The organism is Bradyrhizobium sp. MOS001 (assembly GCF_004634465.1).
GTDB lineage: Bacteria > Pseudomonadota > Alphaproteobacteria > Rhizobiales > Xanthobacteraceae > Bradyrhizobium > Bradyrhizobium barranii.
On the sequence record NZ_SPVJ01000043.1, the window covers coordinates 52,003 to 67,972 of the forward strand.

Genomic DNA, 15,970 nt, shown 5'->3' on the forward strand with positions numbered 1-15,970 from the left:
CGGCTCCTCCCGTGTTGTTGGAGCCGTTGATAGCACGAAGCGGGACGCGCGAACTTGCGTCAGGGGTTCGGGGAACGCTCTTCCAGCACCAGCAGCTGGGCGCGGCGGATGCGCTCGCGATGGGCGATGTAGAGACCGCTGGCGACGATGAAGGCAGCACCAGTGACGGTCCAGACGTCAGGCACTTCGCCGAACAGGAAGAAGCCCAGAATGCTGACCCACAGCAACTGCGTGTACGAGAACGGCGCCAGCACCGAGGCATCGCCGTAGCGATAGGCCAGCACGATGATCCACTGGCCCACGGTGGACGCGACGCCGATCACGATGCCGAGCCCGATCGCGGTCCAGCTCGGCGTCACCCAGACGAACGGCACCATCAGGCTGAGGATCGCAACGCCCGTGAGCGCCGAATAGGCCATGGTGGTGAGGACGGCTTCGCGCCCGCTCATCATGCGCGTCAGGATCAGCGCAGCAGCCCAGCAGAATGCCGAGATGATCGGGAAGAACGCGGCGGCGTGGAACGCATTGGAGCCCGGACGCAGGATGATCATCACGCCGATGAGACCGATCGCGGTCGCGATCCAGCGGCGCATGCCGACCGTCTCGCTCAGGAAGATGATCGACAGCGCGGTGACGAACAGCGGCGAGACGAAGCCGGTGGCCGAGGCTTCCGCGATGGGGAGGAAACGGAGACCGGTGATGAAGAACAGCGAGGAGCCGAGCAGCGCGACGCCGCGCATCAATTGCAGGCCGAGGCGATCGGTGCGCATCGCATGCAGCGGCGAGCCCGGCAGCATCACCGGCGTGAACATCAGCGCGAATGTGACGAAACGGATCCAGGTGATCTCGATCGACGGCAGGCTCGTCGACAGATACTTTGCGGTGACGTCGGAACAACCGAGGAATACCGTCGACAACAGCACCAGCGCGATGCCCTTGAAGGGATGATCGACGCGCGCAGGCGCGCGGCGAACCTCCTGCTTCTTCTCCGGCACGGGCATGGGAATACTGTCGAGCCTTGCGGCTACGGCGGGCGGCGGTGTCACGGCTGGAACCTGGGAAAACGACGATTCGGGAACGATCGTAAAAAACGACAAATGCGCCGCTTTCACAACTTCCGAAAACAGGATGCCGATATGCGCTGACGACCCCGCGCGTCAATACTCCATTAATAATAGGCGTTTGTGCACTACAACATGGGTAGGCTGCGCGGCTTCGGACCGCGCGGAAACGCCGCATCGAGCGCCGAAATCTCCTCTTTCGTCAGCACGAGATCGCCGGCCGCCGCATTCTCGCCGGCATGTTCCGCGGACGAGGCCTTCGGGATCGCGAACACCGTAGTCGCACGGGTAAGGAAGCTCAGCGCGACCTGCCGCGGTGTCATACGACGCGCCTCCGCGATACGTGCCAGCACCGCGCCTCCCTTGCTGTTGCTTGCGGGAAAATCGTCGTGGCCGAACGGAGAGTATGCGACGACAGCGACGCCACGCTTCTCGCACCACGGGATCACCGCATGCTCGATCGCGCGCTCCTTGAGATGATAGAGCACTTGATTGCACGCGATGCGGCCTTCGCCGGAGACGTCGAGAATTTCGTCGAGATCGTCGGCGTCGAAATTGGAGACGCCCCAGGATTTGATCTTGCCGGCCTTCACCAACTCTTCGAACGCGGCAACCGTGTCTTCGAGCGGATAGGAACCGCGCCAGTGCAGCAGATAGCAGTCGAGACGATCGGTCTTCAGCCGCTTCAGCGAGCGTTCGCACGCCGTGATGGTGCCGCCGCGCGAGGCGTTGCTCGGCAGCACCTTTGAAACCAGGAACACTTCATCGCGGCGGCCTGCGATCGCATCGGCGATGACGAGCTCGGCATCGCCGTACATCTCGGCGGTGTCGATGTGGGTCATGCCGAGATCGAGCCCGCGCTGAAGCGCCGCGATCGCGCGCTTGCGGTCGCCATGGTCGAGATACCAGGTGCCCTGCCCGATGACGGAGACGTTCGCGCCGGTCTTGCCGAAGGGTTTTGTGTTCATGTCAAAGCTCACAGTCCGCTGATATCCGCAACCAGCACGCTGCCGGTCCCTGACTCCGTGATATAGAGCCGATCTTTCTTGGCGCCACCGATGGCGACATTGGTGCAGCTCGGACCCGCGCACGACTTGATCCGCGCGATCAGCTCTCCGTTCGGCGCGAACACGAAGACGTGGCCGAGCGAAGCGTGGCCGACGAACAGGCGACCGGCCGCGTCCATGGTCATGCCATCAGGACCGCTGGTGCCGAACAGCGAGCAGAAGCGGCCGACCTTCGACACGCTGCCGTCCTTCATGAACGGCAACCGCCACACCGCATTGTCGCGGGTCATGGCGACGAACAGCACCGTTTCGCTGGGGTCGAGCACCAGGCCGTTCGGGCTGATGCCGGTGTCGAGCAGGCAATCGAGCCGGCCGCTCGGCGTCAGGCGATAGACACGGCCGCTTGCGTCGTGCAGGCCGGTCTGGCCCTGATCGGTGAACAAGATGTCGCCGTTGGAGGCGAGATGCAGATCGTTGCAGCCACGGAACGATTCCGAATTGCGCGCGGTCAGGATGGGCCTGATGCGCCCTGCCCCGGCGTCGAGTTCCATGATGCCGTGCATGTAGTCGGCCACGAGGATGCGGCCGTCGGCCGCGATCTTCAATCCGTTCGGCCAGCCCTCATATTCGATCACGAGCGACCACGCGCCATCAGGCGCGATGCGGAAGATGCGGCCGAAGGGAATGTCGACGATATGGAGGTTGCCGTCTTTGTCGAACGACGGCCCTTCGATGAAACTATCGGTCGGCACACCCGGCCGGTTGGCATCGGCCCAATCGGTCCGCACGCCCTTGCGGCGGAAATGGTCGGGCATGGCGGAGAAGATCTTGGTTTCGATCAGGCGCGGCGGCGTTTCCAGGTACATCATTGTTGTTTTTGTGCATGTGGAGGGGGATCGCGGCAACATAGGGCACAATCGTTGGCGCGTCGATTGGGCGAAGGACATGGCTGCGTCCACGTCACTCTCGTGTCCCGGACGCGCTGCAGCGTGAAACGCTGCTGCGCAGAGCCGGGACCCAGAAAGGCCAAACACTCTGCTGTGAGATGGGCCCCGGCTCTGCAGCGCATCACTTCGTGCTGCGCAGCGTCCGGGGCACGAGACAGTCTCCCAGTCTGGAGAGATCCCCTACCCCGCAGCCGCCGCGACCTTCGCCTGCTTCGCCGGCGCCACTTCCGTCGTCGCGATCAACTGCTTCAGCTCGGGGATACATGACCCGCAATTGGTGCCGGCCTTGAGCTTGGCGCCGATCTCGGCCGCCGTGCGCGCGCCGCTCGCGATGGTGTCGCAGATGGTGCCGCGGCCGACGCCGAAGCAGGCGCAGACGATGGGGCCGGTCGAGGCCGCGCCCTCCGTCGATTTGCCTGACAGCAGCATGCGGCGCTGCTCGTCGGTGACGTGATCGGCCACGAACAGGCTCTTCACCACCTCCCAGTCGCCGGCATCATGCGCGGGGCCGACGAATAGGCAGGTCTCGATGCGGTCGCCCGCGAACGAGGCCGCGCGATAAACGCCGCCGCCGAAGTCGCGATAGTCGGCGACATCCTCGCCGGCGACACCGTCGAGCCAGGCCGGCCAGCGCGACAGATCCGCATTGTCGGCGAAGAGATAGCCGAAGCCGCCCGAAACCGTGACACGGGTCCACATCAGGTTCGGCGGCAGATCGAGCTGCTTGCGCGACAGCGCAAAGCCGCGGAAGACGTATTCATAAGGCGAGATCGCCGCCGGCGTGGCTTTCGACTCCGGCTGGCCCGAGAACGGATCGGTGAAGGACTGCACGAGCGCCCCGACGCGGCCGTGCGAGGCGCTCATCGCACTCCAGTGGATCGGCGCGAACAGCGTGCCGCGCTGCTGACGGTCGCTGACGACGACCTTCAGGATGCACTGGCCGTAATCGGTGGTGATGCGGGCGTAGCCGTCATGCGCGATGCCGTGTTTGCTGGCATCATCCGGGTGGATCTCGACGAACGGCTCCGGCAGATGCGCGCCGAGACGCTGGCTGAGCCCCGTGCGCGTCATGGTGTGCCACTGGTCGCGGATACGTCCGGTGTTGAGCCGCAGCGGGCGCGACGGGCCGGTTTCGCCGCGCAGCGACGGCACCTCCGGCGCGACGAAGCGGCCTTTGCCGTCATTGGTGAAGAAGCCGCCGTTCGCGAAGAAGCGCTCGCCGGCCGCCTCGCCTTCGCGCGCCGGCCATTGCACCGGCTTCAAGGCGTCGAAGGCCTCGTCCGAGAGCGCGGTCAGCGCGCCGATGTCGAAATCGCGGCTGCCATCGTTCTCGAACGCCGAAAGCGCCGCGTGCTCGCGGAAAATATCAGCGGCGGATTTGTAGTTGAAGCTGTCGCCGAAGCCGAGCCGCTTTGCGGTCTCGCTCAGAATCCACCAGTCCGGCCGCGCCTCGCCCGGCGCCGGCAGGAACGAGCGCTGGCGCGAGATGCGGCGTTCGGAGTTGGTCACCGTGCCCGACTTCTCGCCCCAGGCCAGCGCCGGCAGCAGCACATGCGGGCCGGCCTCGACGGTGTCGTTGGAGAGCACGTTCTCGGACACCACGAACAGCTCGAGCTTCTTCAGCGCTTCACGTACGACGTCCGCGTCCGGCAATGACACCGCCGGGTTGGTGCCCATCACCCAGAGCGCCTTGACCTCGCCGCGGTTGATCGCCTCGAACAGCTGCACCGCCTTCAACCCTTCATGGGTGGCGATGCGCGGCGCCTTCCAGAACCGCCTGACACGGTCGATGTCGGGCGGCGTGAAGTTCATATGCGCGGCGAGCTGGTTGGCAAGGCCGCCGACCTCGCGGCCGCCCATCGCGTTGGGCTGGCCGGTGAGCGAGAACGGCGAGGCGCCCGGCTTGCCGATGCGTCCCGTGGCAAGATGGCAGTTCAGGATCGCGTTGACCTTGTCGGTGCCCTGCGCCGACTGGTTGACGCCCTGCGAATAGAGCGTGACGACTCGCTCGGTGTCGCGGAACATCTTGAAGAAGGTGGCGACGTCCTGTTCGGACAGACCCGTCGCCAGTGCGGTCGCGGAGACACTGCCGGCGATGTTGCGCGCGCGCGTCAGCGCGTCATCGAAGCCCGACGTGTTCTGCGCGATGTAATCCTGGTCCAGCGCGCCATTGTCGGCGAGATGGACGAACAGGCCGGAGAACAGCGCGGTGTCGGTGCCGGGCTTGAGGCCGAGGAACAGGTCGACGTCGCTGGCCGTGTCGGTCCGGCGCGGATCGATCACGATCATGCGCGCGCTGCGTTCCTGCCGGTTCTTCAGCATGCGCTGGAACAGCACGGGATGGCACCAGGCCGCGTTCGAGCCGACGAACACGAGCAAGTCAGCCTGGTCGAGATCCTCGTAGCAGCCGGGCACGGTGTCCGCACCGAAGGCGCGGCGATGGCCGGCGACCGAGGACGACATGCAGAGCCGCGAATTGGTGTCGACATTGGCCGTGCCGACAAAGCCCTTCATCAGCTTGTTGGCGACGTAATAGTCCTCGGTCAGGAGCTGGCCCGAGAGATAGAACGCGACCGCATCGGCGCCGTCGCGCGCCACGATGTGCTGCATGCGATGGGCGACGTGATCGAGCGCGTCGCTCCAGGCGACACGCTCCAGCACGCCCTTGCAGCGGATCATCGGATAGAGCAGCCGGCTCTCCAGCCCGACGGTCTCGCCGAGCGCGGAGCCCTTCGAGCACAGCCGGCCGAAATTGGCGGGATGATCCGGGTCGCCCGCGATCGCCGCGCCACCGTTGCCGTCGGGCGTCGCCAGCACGCCGCAGCCGACGCCGCAATAGGGACAGGTCGTCTTGGTGGCGCGGAGCGTGGGATCGATCGCCGTCATATCGAGCTGCCTTATCAAGCCGCCTTGGAAGGACGCGCCAGCGCGCGGCCGAACATCATGTCGGTGCGGATCGCCGTCACCTTGTCGCGATTGCGGATCAGCTCGAGATACCAGAGCGCATCGACGGTATCGCCGATCAGCACCGCGCCGGTGAGCCGGCCGTCGGCGATGACGAGCTTCTTGTAGGTGCCGCGCCTGCGGTCTGACAGCACCAGGCTCTCGCTGCCGTCCCCACCCATGAAGTCGCCGGCGGAGAAGACGCTGACGCCGGAGACCTTCAGATTGGTCGAGACCACGCTGCCCTGATAGGCGGCGGGACGGCCGGCGAGATGCCGCGCCAGCACGCGCGCCTGCTCGTAAGCGGGCTCGACCAGGCCGTAGCAGGTGCCGCGATGCTCGGCACATTCGCCGAGCGCGTAGATGTCGGGCGAGGCCGTCTGCATCTCGTCGTTGACGACGATGCCACGGTTGACCGCGATGCCCGCCTCTTTGGCAAGCGCCACATTCGGCCTGATGCCGGCGGCGAAGATCACGGCATCCGCCTCGATGCGCGTGCCGTCGGCGAGCTCGACGGCTTCGACATGGCCCTCGCCGTGAATGCGGGCGGTGGAGGCGTTAAGCAGGATGCGGATGCCCTTGCGCTCGACCAGCGTCTTCAGCAGGTCGGCCGCCGGCAGATCGAGCTGGCGCTCCATCAGCCGGTCCATCAGGTGCAGCAGCGTCACCGGCGCGCCGGCTTTCGCAAGGCCATAGGCCGCTTCGAGTCCGAGCAGGCCACCGCCGACCACGACGACACGCTTCTTCGCCGCAGCGAGCGTCAGCAGCAGATCGACGTCGCGCGTATCGCGAAAGGTGTGCACCCCGGTGAGATCGGCGCCCGGCACGTTGAGCCGCAGCGGCGTCGAGCCGGTGGCGAGCACGAGCTTGGAATATTCGACGCTCTCTTCACCTTCGATCTTGAGCTCACGGCGGCCGGTGTCGATCTCGGTGACGCGATAGCCGTAGCGCACGGTGACGCCGCGATGGCGCCACCAGTCCGCCGGCCTCAGCTCGATCTCGTGCGAGCCGGTCTCGCCGGCCAGCACGGAGGAGAGCAGCACGCGATTGTAAGCGAGCCGCGGCTCTTCGCCGATCACCGCGACCGCGTAGCGGCCGAGCGAGGTCTTGGCGAGCTCGTCGACCAGACGCGCGGCCGCCATACCGTTACCGACGATGACCAGCGGTTCACTCACAAGGCATCTCCTATTCGGCGGCCTGCGCCTGTGCGCCATAGGCCTCGGAAATCATGTAGCCGGACAGGACGCCGTAAGCGTCGGTCCAGGCCGTGGCGAGTTCGGGCGTCCAGGCCTCGCCGAGGCCCTTCTCGAGGGTCCAGAGCAAGGTCGCGCCGACCACCGGATAGTGCTCGGCCTTGGCGCCATAGGCGACGTGACGCTTGGCGAGCGCCGAGGCCGCGGGAAGAATCGTCTCGAGCTTCGACAGGCCGCCGACGACGGCCGCGAGCATGCCCATCAGCTTCTTGCGCTGCTCGGTCATGTCCTCGGGAAACATCGCGCGCACGGACGGCGCCACCTCGAACAGGCGATCGTAGAACAGCACCGCGGCCGCCTCTGAAATCGGCGCGACCTTGGAAAAGCTCTGCTGGACGAGGGCAATCTGTTCTGAAGTCATGATGTTCTCCTGTCTGTTTCGGTCTGCCTTTGTCCGCGCCGTTGCGAACAAGGTTCATGGGTCAAACGTCATCAGAGAGTCTTCTCCCCGCGTACGGGGAGAAGCGACATTCGTGCCAAACTCAGACTCGCGCTTCCGCGAGGCTTGACGCGCCCTCACCCTGCGGGCTGCGACGCAGGTAGAACCACCAGGTCAGTCCGAGGCAGGAGGCGTAGAAAGCGAGGTAGATCGCGAGCGCGAGCGAGGGACCACCGGTCATGGCGATCGACTTGCCGAAACCGGTCGGGATCAGATAGCCGCCGACCGCGCCGATCGCGCCGATGAAGCCGACCGCCGCACCGCTCTCGATGCTCGCGTTCTTCAACGCCGCCGCGCGCGCCGCATCGCCCTTGCCACGCACCCTGAACAGGTTCTGCTCGCGGAAGATCGAGGGGATCATGCGGTAGGTCGAGCCGTTGCCGATGCCCGTCGTCACGAACAGGATCAGGAACATCGCAAGGAAGCCGGTGAAGTCCTTGTGCCCGACGAAGTAGAGCACGCCGACGGTGGCGCCCGCCATCGCGATGAAATTCCAGAAGGTGAGGATGGAGCCGCCGATCTTGTCGGCGAGCAAGCCGCCGAGCGGTCGCGACAGCGAACCGACCAGCGGCCCGAGGAACGCGATCGAGATCGAGATCGCCGGAAACTGCGTCTTGATCAGCAGCGGGAACGCCGCCGAGTAGCCGATGAAGGATCCGAATGTTCCGATATAGAGATACGCCATGATCCAGGTGTGCTTGCGCTTGACCACCGCAAGCTGGTTCTTGATCGACGACTTGGCCGTGGTCAGGTTGTTCATGAAGAACACCGCGCCGAACACCGCGATCGCGATCGGCAGCACCCACATCAGGCCGGCGTTCTGGAGGAAGATGCCGTCGACGGGGGACGCCTGGAACAGGTTGATGACCGCGAGCGTCATCAGGATCGGGGTCAAGAGCTGCACGCTGGAGACGCCGATATTGCCGCCGGCCGCGTTCAGCCCCAGCGCCCATCCCTTCATCCGGTCAGGGAAGAAGAAGGAGATGTTGGTCATGCTGGAGGCGAAATTGCCGCCACCGAGACCCGCGGTCGATGCGATCAGCAGCATCAGCCAGAACGGGGTGTCGGGCTGGCCGACGAAATAGGCGAGCGACAGCGTCGGGATGAACAGGACAGCCGCGCTGAAAATGGTCCAGTTGCGGCCGCCGAAGGTCGTGACCGCGAACGTATAGGGGAAGCGCATCAATGCGCCGATCAGCCCGGGCACCGCGACGAGCTGGAACAGCTGGTCGGTGGTGTAGTGGAAGCCCGCCTGCGGCAGCTTGGTGGTGACGATGCTCCAGATCAGCCACACCGAGAAGCCGATATGCTCGGCCACGATCGACCAGATCAGGTTACGCCGGGCGATCACTTTGCCGCCCGCATTCCAGAACGCCTCGTCTTCGGGGCGCCAATCAGAAATCCACGTCGGATTTCGAGTCGGATTCGTCGTCATTGATAATCCCTTCTAGGCTCACCGCTGCGTCGTTGCAGGCTCAGCCTCCACGCGGAGGCGCGCGCCGAGGCCATGCCCCGGTGGCGAGTTCACGATGCTGATTGATGATGTTGAGGGACGTCGTCGTTGGCGTCGGAAAAGGTATTTCAATTTCCGTGCCAATTGCGCGCGTTCGGGAAATACAGGGAATTCAGGGGCTTGTTCGCATTGCCCGAAATTCTTCCAGGTGTATTTCGCTCGCAAATTTTGCGATTCGCTCAATCCTTGTGCGGCGCACAAGGATTGAGCGAGGTGTCGATTATTTAGGCGCGTTTATCATCCACGTTAAACCTTGGTTTACGCGGCCTCGACGAATCGATGACGCTCGTAGAGGAACTCGAGCACGCGGTGGCGGCACTTCAAATAGGTGGAGTTGGTCGCAAGATCGAGCCGCTTGCGGGGACGTGCGAGCGGCACCTCCAGCACCTCGCCGATGCGCGCGCTCGGCCCGTTCGTCATCATGACGATGCGATCGGATAGCAGCACCGCCTCGTCGACGTCGTGGGTGATCATCAGGATGGTGTTGCCGAGCTTCTGATGCAGCGCCATCACCGAGTCCTGCAGATGCGCGCGGGTCAGCGCGTCGAGCGCGCCGAACGGCTCGTCGAGCAGCAGCACCTTCGGTTCCATCGCCAGCGCACGGGCGATGCCCACGCGCTGCTTCATGCCGCCGGAGACTTCCGAAGGACGCTTGTCCCTGGCGTGGGCCATCTGCACCAGGTTGAGATTATGCATGACCCAGGCGTCGCGTTCGGCGCGGGACTTGGTCCTGGCAAAGACCTTGTCGACGCCGAGCTTGACGTTCTCGTAGACGGTCAGCCACGGCAGCAGGCTGTGGTTCTGGAACACCACCGCGCGATCGGGCCCCGGCGAGTTGACCTCGCGGTTCTCGAGCAGCACGCCGCCGGTGGTGGCGCCGGTCAGGCCTGCGATGATGTTGAGCAGGGTCGACTTGCCGCAGCCGGAATGGCCGATGATCGAGACGTATTCGCCCTTCTCGATCGTGAGATTGATGTCCTTCAGCACCTCCGTGCTGGCGGCACCGCGGGTAAAGACCTTGTCGATATGGTCGAGCTTCAGATAGGCGGTCATGTGCCCTTCTCCCTCAGTTCTGCGCCGTGCCGCGGGTGACGATCTTGCCGAGACCCGCGATCAGGCGATCGAGCACGAAGCCGACGATGCCGACATAGAACAGCGCAAGGATGATCTCGCTGATATGCGAGGAATTCCAGGCGTCCCAGATGAAGAAACCGATGCCGACGCCGCCGATCAGCATTTCGGCTGCGATGATGGCGAGCCAGGACAGGCCGATGCCGATGCGAAGGCCCGTGAAAATGTAGGGCGCCGCCGCCGGGATCATGATCTTGCCGAAGAACTCGAGCGGATTGAGCTGTACCACCGCGGCGACGTTGCGGTAGTCCTGCGGGATGTTGCGGATACCGACCGCGGTGTTGATGATGATCGGCCAGATCGAGGTGATGAAGATGACGAAGATCGCCGATGGCTGGCCGTCGCGGAACGCAGCGAGCGACAGCGGCAGCCAGGCCAGCGGCGGGATGGTGCGCAGCACCTGGAACAGCGGATCGAGCCCGCGCATCGCCCAGACCGACTGCCCGACCAGCACGCCGAGCGCGATGCCGGCGATCGCCGACAACGAATAGCCGAGCGCGACGCGCTGAAGGCTTGCAGAGAGATGCCAGAACAGGCCCTTGTCGATGCCACCATGATCGAAGAACGGATCGAAGATCAGTTCCTTGGTGTCCTTGAACACCTTTGACGGCGGCGGCAGCGCCGAGCCGGCGCGGCGGCACACCAGCTCCCACACCAGCGTCAGCAGCGCGATCACGACCAGCGGCGGAATCACGCGCACGGCGGTCTCCCTCGCCATACGCGCGTAGGCCTCTCTGCGCGGCGGACGCTTGAGCGTCATCGCGACGACCGGCGCGGAAGCACCCGCAGGCGTCGCAGTCTCAACCTCAATCTTCGTGGCAGGCATGTTCATTGAAAATCCCTCTCCGGCTTCAAAGGACGACGCGGCCGCCTGACGGCGGCCGCGGGTTCCATCAGACTTCGACGCGCTTGATCGCGAGCGATTTCAGATAGGCAGCCGGATTTTCGGGATCGAACACCTTGCCGTCGAAGAAGGTCTCCTTGCCGCGCGAGGTGGAGGCTGGAATCTCCGAGGCTGCGACACCGAGGGTCTTGGCCGCATCGCGCCACATGTCTTCGCGGTTGACCTTGCCGATCAGGGCCTTGCTGTCGAAGGAAGCTTCATATTTGCCCCACCGGATGTCCTCGGTCATGAACCAGAGATCATGGCTCTGGAACGGATAGGAGGCGAAGTCGCGCCAGTACTTCATGATATGCGGTGAGTTCTCGACCACCTTGCCGGCATTGCCGTAGTCGAACTTGCCCTTGGCGCGATCGGCGATGTCCTCGACCGGGCAGTTGATCCACTGCCGTTTCGCCATGATGGTCGCGAGCTCTTCCTTGTTCTCCATCTTGTCGGCCCATTGCTGCGCCTCCATCACGGCCATCAGGATTGCCTTGGCAGCCTTCGGGTTCTTGTCGACCCAGGCCGCGCGCATGCCGAGCGACTTTTCGGGATGCTTGCTCCAGATCTCGCCGGTGTTGACGGCGGTGTAGCCGATGCCCTGATGCACGAGCTGCCCGGGCCAGGGCTCGCCGACGCAGAACGCGTCCATGGTGCCGACCTTCATGTTCGCCACCATCTGCGGCGGCGGCACGGTGATGGTCTCGACGTCCTTGTCGGGATCGATGCCGCCGGCGGCGAGCCAATAGCGGACCCAGAGGTCATGCGTGCCGCCCGGGAAGGTCATCGCGACCTTGGCCGACTTGCCATCGGCCTTCTTCTTCTCGAACGCCGCCTTCAGCACCGACGCGTCGGCACCGACCTTGAGGTCGGCATATTCCTTGGCGACCGAGATGCACTGCGCATCGAGATTGAGCCGCGCCAGGATGTACATCGGGGTCGGCTGGTTGTTCTGCGTCACCTTGCCGGCGGAAATCAGATACGGCATCGGGGTCAGGATGTGCGCGCCGTCGATGCCGTTCCCCTCCGAGCCGAGCACGAGATTGTCGCGCGTGGTGCCCCATGAGGCCTGCTTCTGCACGTCGGTGTCGGGCACGCCGAATTTGGCGAACAGGCCCTTGTCCTTGGCGACGAAGAGCGGACCGGCATCGCTCAACGCGATGAAGCCGAGCTTGGCGCCCTTGACCTCGGGGCCTGCGTCCTGCGCGAAGGCGCCGGCGGGGAAATTCAGCTTGGCGGCGGCGAGAAGAGCGGCGGTGCTGCCGGCGGCCTTCAACAATTGACGGCGGCTCAGGCCCGAGGGCTGGCGGGTGCGCTTGGTCATAGGCAGTGTCGTCCTTTGCATCGTTGCAGAATTGATGGCGTCAGTGCGCGCGAGTGGCCCGTCCGTCCGTGACGCCAGAAACAGGCGCATGCGAACGCATGGCGGGGGAGACCCCCGTCTGGTGGCGTCGGCAAATCGGATGAGAAGTCTCGCGGGACGGCTTCAATGGCGTCGGCTTGAATGATTCAAGCTTCATGCCAAGCCCGCCACTCCGAAAAATGTCGAAAAATGAATGGGTTATTGACGCCGCGCCAGACTGTCGCAGGCCTGCTGCGCACGCGGATTTTGCGGATTGCTCATTCCTTGTGCGCCGCACAAATCTTATGCAGCCGCCCAAGCAAAAGGCCGCGCGTCCGCAAAAGTCAGCTGAACGCGTGCGGCATCTGATTGATATCGCTAGCCTTTTCCAACACACCCACACGGCACGCAACTTGCTTCTTCACCGACGTCAACGAAGACTGCGGCTTGCCGCATTGTTGCAGCCTCTGGCGGCTGCATCCCGGAAGCTCAACTGCTTCGCGGCCCTCCCGGCTCAGTCCTCGTGACGCGATTCCCAAGGCTTCCAGACCTTCCATAGCCCTCGTGCGCGGCAGAGCTGTCCGCACGGCCAATGATGTTCAGCTGCGCTCTCTCGGGCGTGTCGATCTCACTTACGAAGCAAAAGGAACCATTGATGTCGTATCTCGCGCCTTCGGAATTCGTCACCAAGATGGTGGATGCGGGCGAGTCCAAGATCTTCATGTCCACCCGGGATACTGCCATCCGCGCCTTCATGGCCGGCGCCATCCTCGCACTCGGCGCATGGTTCGCCATCACCATCAACGTGAACACCGGCCAGCCGCTGATCGGCGCGATACTGTTTCCCGTCGGCTTCATCATGCTGTACCTGCTCGGCTTCGATCTGCTCACCGGCGTGTTCGTGCTCTCGCCGCTCGCCCTGATCGACAAGCGTCCCGGCGTCACGCTTGGCGGCGTGCTGCGCAACTGGGGCCTCGTCTTCGTCGGCAACTTCGCCGGCGCCTTCACCGTCGCCTTCATGATGGCCTTCGTGACGACGTTCGGCTTCACGCAAGACCCCGACAAGGTCGGAGCGGCGATTGGAAACATCGGCGAAGGCCGAACGCTCGGCTATGCCGCGCACGGCGCGGCCGGCATGGCGACGCTGTTCATGCGCGGCATGCTGTGCAACTGGATGGTCTCGACCGGCGTCGTCGGCGCCATGATCTCGACCTCGGTCCCCGGCAAGGTCATCGCGATGTGGATGCCCATCATGCTGTTCTTCTACATGGTGTTCGAACATTCCGTCGTGAACATGTTCCTGTTCCCGTCGGGCCTGATGCTCCATGCCAAATTCTCGATCATGGATTATCTGATCTGGAACGAGATCCCGACCGTGCTCGGCAACCTCGTCGGCGGCCTCGCCTTCACCGGCATGACCCTCTATGCCACCCACGTCATGACCAAGCCGAAGCGCCAGGCCGGCAAGGCTGCGCCGACCCGCGTTGCGGCCTGATACGTCTCGACAGAGGAGCCTCGCCCGACCAGGGTGAGGCTCCCTTCGCCTGGTGATGACGATGACCCGCGGACTCCTGATCTCTGTCGGCCAGCACTCCGACAAGGGGCGCAAGCCCGTCAATCAGGATTTTCACGGCGTCCTGATTCCGGAAGAGCCTCTGCTCAGCCTGAAGGGCATCGCGGCCGTTCTCGCCGACGGCATCTCGAGCAGCACGGTGAGCCAGATCGCCAGCGAGTCGGCGGTCAAGAGCTTCCTGATGGACTATTACTGCACGTCGGAATCCTGGACGGTGAAGACCTCCGCCCGCCGCGTGCTGGACGCGACCAATTCCTGGCTGCACGCGCAGACGCGCAAGAGCCAATATGCCTATGACCGCGACAAGGGCTATGTCTGCACCCTGACCGCCATGGTCATCAAGGCGACCACGGCGCACATCTTCCACGTCGGCGACTGTCGCGTCTACCGCGTCGCCGGCAAGGCGCTCGAGCAGCTGACCGACGATCACCGTATCATCGTGTCGTCGGAGCAGACCTATCTCGGCCGCGCGCTCGGCATCAATCCGCAGATCGAGATCGACTACCAGGCTTTCGAGATCGAGGCCGGCGATACCTTTATCCTGGCGACCGACGGTGCCTATGAATTCGTCGACCAGCGCTTCATCACCAGCGCACTCGGCGAGCACGCAGCCGAGCTCGACGGGGCGGCAAAGGCGATCGTCGAGGAAGCCTACCGGCGCGGCAGCGACGACAACATCACCGTCCAGATCCTGCGCATCGACGCGGTGCCGCAGCGCGAGCCGGCCGGCATCTTCAATCAGACGTCACAGTTGCCGCTTCCGCCGCTGCCGGAGCCGCGCGCGATCTTCGACGGCTACAGGATCATCCGGGAAATCCACGGCAGCAGCCGCAGTCATATCTATCTCGCCGTCGATGTGGAGACCGAGGCGCCGGTCGCGCTCAAGCTGCCGTCGATTGATCTGCGCGACAACGCCGCCTATCTCAAGCGCTTCCTGATGGAGGAGTGGATCGCGCGCCGGATCGACAGCCCGCACGTGCTGAAGCCGCTGTCACAGTCGAGACGGCGCAGTTATCTCTACGTCGCGACCGAATTCGTCGAAGGGCAGACGCTGAAGCAGTGGATGACCGACAATCCGCGCCCCGATCTCGAAACCGTCCGTGGGCTGGTCGAGCAGATCGCCGCGGGGCTGCGCGCCTTCCACCGCATGGAAATGCTGCATCAGGACCTCAGGCCCGATAACATCCTGATCGACAAGACGGGCACCGCGAAGATCATCGACTTCGGGTCGGTCAGGGTCGCGGGCGTCGCGGAAGCCGCGCCGCGAGACGAGGCCGACGACATCCTGGGAACGGTCCAGTACACGGCGCCGGAGTACTTTCTGGGGCAAGGCGGCTCGCCGCGCTCCGACATGTTTTCGCTGGCCGTGATCTGCTACCAGATGCTGACGGGAACGCTTCCCTATGGCACCCAGATCGCCAGGATCCGGCGCAAGGCAGACGTGCGGAGACTTCAATATCGCCCGGCCGGCGACGATCGCAACGTGCCGGCCTGGGTCGACGGCGCGCTCAGGCGCGCGCTCCATCCGGATCCCTACAAGCGGCACGAGGATCTGTCCGAATTCGTCTTCGAGCTTCGCACGCCCAATCCGGCCTATCTCGACACACGGATCACGCCGCTCTTGGAGCGCAGCCCGCTGATGTTCTGGAAGCTGACCACGGCAGCGCTTGCTTGCGCAGTCGTCGTGCTGCTGGCGCTGCTGCACGGGCGATAGGGCGCAGACGTCCACTTCTAGCGGCCAAGTGGAACCATTATCGTTCGCCAGAGCATTGCCGCTGGTGACCCTGGCTGTGTGAAAAGCCACGAGTCGGTTACGATTCCTCCGTTTCCTGATGGGGGATATGGATGGGACGCTTCGTTGAAGGCGCGGACAGATCC

Annotated in this window: 12 protein-coding genes; 2 read left to right on the forward strand and 10 right to left on the reverse strand. The window is 64.3% G+C overall.

All coding sequences use genetic code 11. The features are described 5' to 3' along the window. Positions 1-59: 59 nt before the first annotated feature. The 10 genes from CT676_RS34335 to CT676_RS34380 form a co-directional block, all read right to left on the reverse strand. Positions 60-1,001, reverse strand: coding sequence for a DMT family transporter (locus CT676_RS34335; RefSeq protein WP_085404425.1), 942 nt, complete (start codon positions 999-1,001; stop codon positions 60-62). 188 nt (positions 1,002-1,189) lie between these two features. Further along, positions 1,190-2,029 carry an aldo/keto reductase gene (locus CT676_RS34340; protein WP_085404426.1) on the reverse strand — a complete coding sequence of 280 codons (840 nt, stop codon included), beginning with the start codon at positions 2,027-2,029 and terminating at the stop codon, positions 1,190-1,192. 8 nt (positions 2,030-2,037) lie between these two features. Continuing rightward, entirely contained in the window at positions 2,038-2,934 is an 897-nt protein-coding gene (locus CT676_RS34345; protein WP_085404427.1) for an SMP-30/gluconolactonase/LRE family protein, read from the reverse strand. A gap of 261 nt (positions 2,935-3,195) precedes the next feature. Beyond that, complete coding sequence (locus tag CT676_RS34350) at positions 3,196-5,901, reverse strand: nitrate reductase (protein ID WP_085404428.1); 2,706 nt, start codon at positions 5,899-5,901, stop codon at positions 3,196-3,198. A 14-nt stretch (positions 5,902-5,915) separates the two neighbouring features. Continuing rightward, positions 5,916-7,133 carry an FAD-dependent oxidoreductase gene (locus CT676_RS34355; protein WP_167768250.1) on the reverse strand — a complete coding sequence of 406 codons (1,218 nt, stop codon included), beginning with the start codon at positions 7,131-7,133 and terminating at the stop codon, positions 5,916-5,918. 10 nt (positions 7,134-7,143) lie between these two features. Continuing rightward, the gene (locus CT676_RS34360; protein ID WP_014497011.1) at positions 7,144-7,572 is read right to left on the reverse strand and encodes a globin family protein; all 429 of its coding nucleotides are present in this window, start codon (positions 7,570-7,572) and stop codon (positions 7,144-7,146) included. 121 nt (positions 7,573-7,693) lie between these two features. Next, positions 7,694-9,085, reverse strand: a complete 1,392-nt coding sequence (locus CT676_RS34365) for an MFS transporter (RefSeq protein ID WP_135216303.1) — start codon at positions 9,083-9,085, stop codon at positions 7,694-7,696. Positions 9,086-9,421: 336 nt separating this feature from the next. Beyond that, on the reverse strand, positions 9,422-10,216 hold the full coding sequence (locus CT676_RS34370) for an ABC transporter ATP-binding protein (RefSeq protein ID WP_085404431.1): 795 nt from the start codon (positions 10,214-10,216) through the stop codon (positions 9,422-9,424). A gap of 13 nt (positions 10,217-10,229) precedes the next feature. After that, positions 10,230-11,126, reverse strand: coding sequence for a nitrate ABC transporter permease (gene ntrB / locus CT676_RS34375; RefSeq protein WP_085404432.1), 897 nt, complete (start codon positions 11,124-11,126; stop codon positions 10,230-10,232). 61 nt (positions 11,127-11,187) lie between these two features. Next, complete coding sequence (locus tag CT676_RS34380) at positions 11,188-12,501, reverse strand: CmpA/NrtA family ABC transporter substrate-binding protein (RefSeq protein WP_085404433.1); 1,314 nt, start codon at positions 12,499-12,501, stop codon at positions 11,188-11,190. Between the two features lie 673 nt (positions 12,502-13,174). Between CT676_RS34380 and CT676_RS34390 the strand changes: the two genes are divergently transcribed. Together CT676_RS34390 and CT676_RS34395 are read left to right on the forward strand one after the other, a co-directional pair. Next, positions 13,175-14,014, forward strand: a complete 840-nt coding sequence (locus CT676_RS34390) for a formate/nitrite transporter family protein (protein ID WP_028146778.1) — start codon at positions 13,175-13,177, stop codon at positions 14,012-14,014. Between the two features lie 55 nt (positions 14,015-14,069). Further along, entirely contained in the window at positions 14,070-15,806 is a 1,737-nt protein-coding gene (locus tag CT676_RS34395) for a bifunctional protein-serine/threonine kinase/phosphatase (RefSeq protein WP_167768251.1), read from the forward strand. Positions 15,807-15,970: the final 164 nt, after the last annotated feature.